General features: G+C 67.7%; 1 protein-coding gene. It reads left to right on the forward strand.

What is annotated here, in order from left to right; all coding sequences use genetic code 11:
* The first annotated feature begins 87 nt into the window (after positions 1–87).
* Positions 88–3981, forward strand: a complete 3894-nt coding sequence (locus tag ACIQOV_RS30905; RefSeq protein ID WP_401053930.1) for a DNA-directed RNA polymerase subunit beta' — start codon at positions 88–90, stop codon at positions 3979–3981.
* Positions 3982–4063 lie beyond the last annotated feature (82 nt).

Genomic DNA, 4063 nt, shown 5'->3' on the forward strand with positions numbered 1-4063 from the left:
GGTGGTAGACCTCGGCGCCGCCGCGCGAGGCGGACCCCTCAGACCACATGAACGACTCTCGACTTACGAAAGAGGGCTTGACGACCAGTGCTTGACGTCAACTTCTTCGACGAGCTCCGCATCGGCCTGGCCACCGCCGACGACATCCGCCAGTGGTCGCACGGCGAGGTCAAGAAGCCGGAGACCATCAACTACCGCACCCTGAAGCCGGAAAAGGACGGGCTCTTCTGCGAGAAGATCTTCGGCCCCACCCGGGACTGGGAGTGCTACTGCGGTAAGTACAAGCGCGTCCGCTTCAAGGGCATCATCTGCGAGCGCTGCGGTGTCGAGGTGACCCGCGCCAAGGTGCGCCGCGAGCGGATGGGCCACATCGAGCTGGCCGCCCCGGTCACCCACATCTGGTACTTCAAGGGCGTGCCGTCCCGCCTGGGCTACCTGCTGGACCTGGCGCCGAAGGACCTCGAGAAGGTCATCTACTTCGCCGCCTACATGATCACCTGGGTGGACGACGAGCGCCGCCAGCGCGACCTGCCGTCCCTGGAGGCGCACGTCTCGGTCGAGCGCCAGCAGATCGAGAACCGCCGCGACTCGGACCTCGAGGCCCGTGCCAAGAAGGCCGAGACCGACCTGGCCGAGCTGGAGGCCGAGGGCGCCAAGGCCGACGTGCGCCGCAAGGTGCGCGAGGGCGCCGAGCGCGAGATGAAGCAGCTGCGCGACCGCGCGCAGCGCGAGCTCGACCGCCTCGACGAGGTGTGGGCCCGCTTCAAGAACCTCAAGGTCCAGGACCTCGAGGGCGACGAGCTGCTCTACCGCGAGCTGCGCGACCGCTTCGGCACCTACTTCTCCGGCTCGATGGGCGCGGCGGCCCTCAAGGACCGCCTGGAGACCTTCGACCTGGCGGAGGAGTCCGAGCGCCTGCGCGAGATCATCCGCACCGGCAAGGGCCAGAAGAAGACCCGTGCGCTCAAGCGCCTCAAGGTCGTCTCCGCGTTCCTGCAGACCACCAACAAGCCCAACGGCATGGTGCTGGACTGCGTCCCGGTCATCCCGCCGGACCTGCGTCCGATGGTGCAGCTGGACGGTGGCCGCTTCGCGACCTCCGACCTGAACGACCTGTACCGCCGCGTGATCAACCGCAACAACCGCCTGAAGCGCCTTCTCGACCTCGGTGCCCCCGAGATCATCGTGAACAACGAGAAGCGCATGCTCCAGGAGGCCGTCGACGCGCTGTTCGACAACGGCCGTCGTGGTCGCCCGGTCACGGGCCCCGGCAACCGCCCGCTGAAGTCCCTCAGCGACATGCTGAAGGGCAAGCAGGGTCGTTTCCGTCAGAACCTGCTCGGCAAGCGAGTCGACTACTCGGCCCGTTCGGTCATCGTCGTCGGCCCGCAGCTCAAGCTGCACCAGTGCGGTCTGCCGAAGGCCATGGCGCTGGAGCTCTTCAAGCCGTTCGTGATGAAGCGCCTGGTCGACCTGAACCACGCGCAGAACATCAAGTCGGCCAAGCGCATGGTCGAGCGTGCCCGTCCGGTCGTGTGGGACGTGCTCGAAGAGGTCATCGCCGAGCACCCGGTGCTGCTGAACCGTGCGCCCACCCTGCACCGCCTCGGCATCCAGGCCTTCGAGCCGCAGCTGGTCGAGGGCAAGGCCATCCAGATCCACCCGCTCGTCTGCACCGCGTTCAACGCGGACTTCGACGGTGACCAGATGGCCGTCCACCTGCCGCTCTCCGCGGAGGCGCAGGCCGAGGCCCGCATCCTGATGCTGTCCTCGAACAACATCCTGAAGCCGGCCGACGGTCGCCCCGTCACCATGCCGACCCAGGACATGGTGCTCGGTCTGTTCTTCCTGACCTCGGACCGCGACAACGTGAAGGGCGCCGGCCGCACCTTCTCGTCGACCGCCGAGGCGATCATGGCCTTCGACGCCCGCGACCTGGACGTCCAGGCCCCGATCGAGCTGCGCCTGCCGGCCGGCACCGTCCCGCCGCGCGGCTGGACCGCCCCGGTGGACGAGGACGGCCAGTCGAGCTGGTTCGACGGCGAGCCCTTCCGCCTGACCACCACCCTGGGTCGCGCGCTCTTCAACGAGCTGCTGCCCGAGGACTACCCGTTCGTCGACTACGAGGTGGGCAAGAAGCAGCTCTCCGCGATCGTCAACGACCTGGCGGAGCGCTACCCCAAGGTCGTCGTCGCGGCGACCCTGGACAACCTGAAGGCGTCCGGCTTCCACTGGTCGACCCGCTCGGGTGTCACCGTCTCGATCTCCGACGTCGTCGTCCCGCCGAACAAGCCCCAGATCCTTGAGGGCTACGAGGCGAAGGCGGAGAAGGTCCAGCGTCAGTACGAGCGCGGCCTGATCACCAACGACGAGCGCAAGCAGGAACTCATCGGCATCTGGACCCAGGCGACCAACGAGGTCGCCGAGGCCATGAACGAGAACTTCCCGAAGACGAACCCCATCTTCATGATGGTCGACTCGGGTGCTCGTGGAAACATGATGCAGATGCGCCAGATCGCCGGTATGCGTGGTCTGGTGTCGAACGCCAAGAACGAGACCATCCCGCGACCCATCAAGGCGTCGTTCCGTGAGGGTCTGTCCGTGCTGGAGTACTTCATCTCCACCCACGGTGCCCGTAAGGGTCTGGCCGACACCGCCCTCCGTACCGCCGACTCCGGTTACCTCACCCGTCGTCTGGTCGACGTCTCCCAGGACGTCATCATTCGCGAGGAGGACTGCGGCACCGAGCGCGGCCTGAAGCTGGCGATCGGCTCCGTGGGTGCGGACGGCGTGCTGCGCAAGGCCGACGACGTCGAGACCAGCGTCTACGCCCGCATGCTCGCCGAGGACATCACGGTGGACGGCAAGCTCCTTGCCACCGCCAACACCGACCTCGGCGACGTCCTGATCGACGAGCTGATCCGCCACGGCATCGGCGAGGTCAAGACCCGCTCGATCCTGACCTGTGAGTCGGCCGTCGGCACCTGCGCCATGTGCTACGGGCGCTCGCTGGCCACCGGCAAGCTGGTCGACATCGGTGAGGCGGTCGGCATCATCGCCGCCCAGTCCATCGGTGAGCCCGGTACCCAGCTGACCATGCGTACCTTCCACACCGGTGGTGTGGCCGGTGACGACATCACCCAGGGTCTGCCGCGTGTCGTCGAGCTCTTCGAGGCCCGTACCCCGAAGGGCGTGGCTCCGATCTCGGAGGCCGCCGGCCGGGTCCGGATCGAGGACACCGAGAAGACCCGCAAGCTGGTCATCACGCCGGACGACGGCACCGACGAGATCGCCTACCCGGTCTCGAAGCGTGTGAAGCTGCTCGTCAGCGAGGGCGAGGCGGTCGAGGTCGGCCAGAAGCTGACCATGGGTGCCACCAACCCGCACGACGTCCTGCGCATCATGGGCCAGCGTGCCGTCCAGGTCCACCTGGTCGCCGAGGTCCAGAAGGTCTACAACTCGCAGGGTGTGTCGATCCACGACAAGCACATCGAGATCATCATCCGGCAGATGCTCCGCCGCGTGACGATCATCGAGTCGGGCGACGCCGAGCTGCTGCCCGGCGAGCTGGTCGAGCGCGGCCGCTTCGAGCAGGAGAACCGCCGCGTCGTCGCCGAGGGCGGTCACCCCGCCTCCGGCCGTCCGCAGCTGATGGGTATCACCAAGGCCTCGCTGGCCACCGAGTCCTGGCTGTCGGCCGCCTCCTTCCAGGAGACGACCCGGGTCCTCACCGACGCGGCGATCCACGCCAAGTCGGACCCGCTGCTGGGCCTCAAGGAGAACGTCATCCTCGGTAAGCTCATCCCGGCCGGTACGGGCCTGCCCCGTTACCGCAACATCCGGGTCGAGCCGACCGAGGAGGCCAAGGCCGCGATGTACTCGGCCGTCGGCTACGACGACTACGACCTGTCGCCCTTCGGCGCCGGCTCCGGCCAGGCGGTTCCGCTGGACGACTACGACTACGGCCCGTACACCGGCTGAGTCGCGCAGCACCGATCGCAGGGCGGTCACCCCACGGGTGGCCGCCCTGCGGCGTTCCCGGGGGCCGCCAGGGACCGTCAGG

It is taken from the genome of Kitasatospora sp. NPDC091257 (assembly GCF_044757675.1).
Lineage (GTDB): Bacteria > Actinomycetota > Actinomycetes > Streptomycetales > Streptomycetaceae > Kitasatospora > Kitasatospora lactacystinica.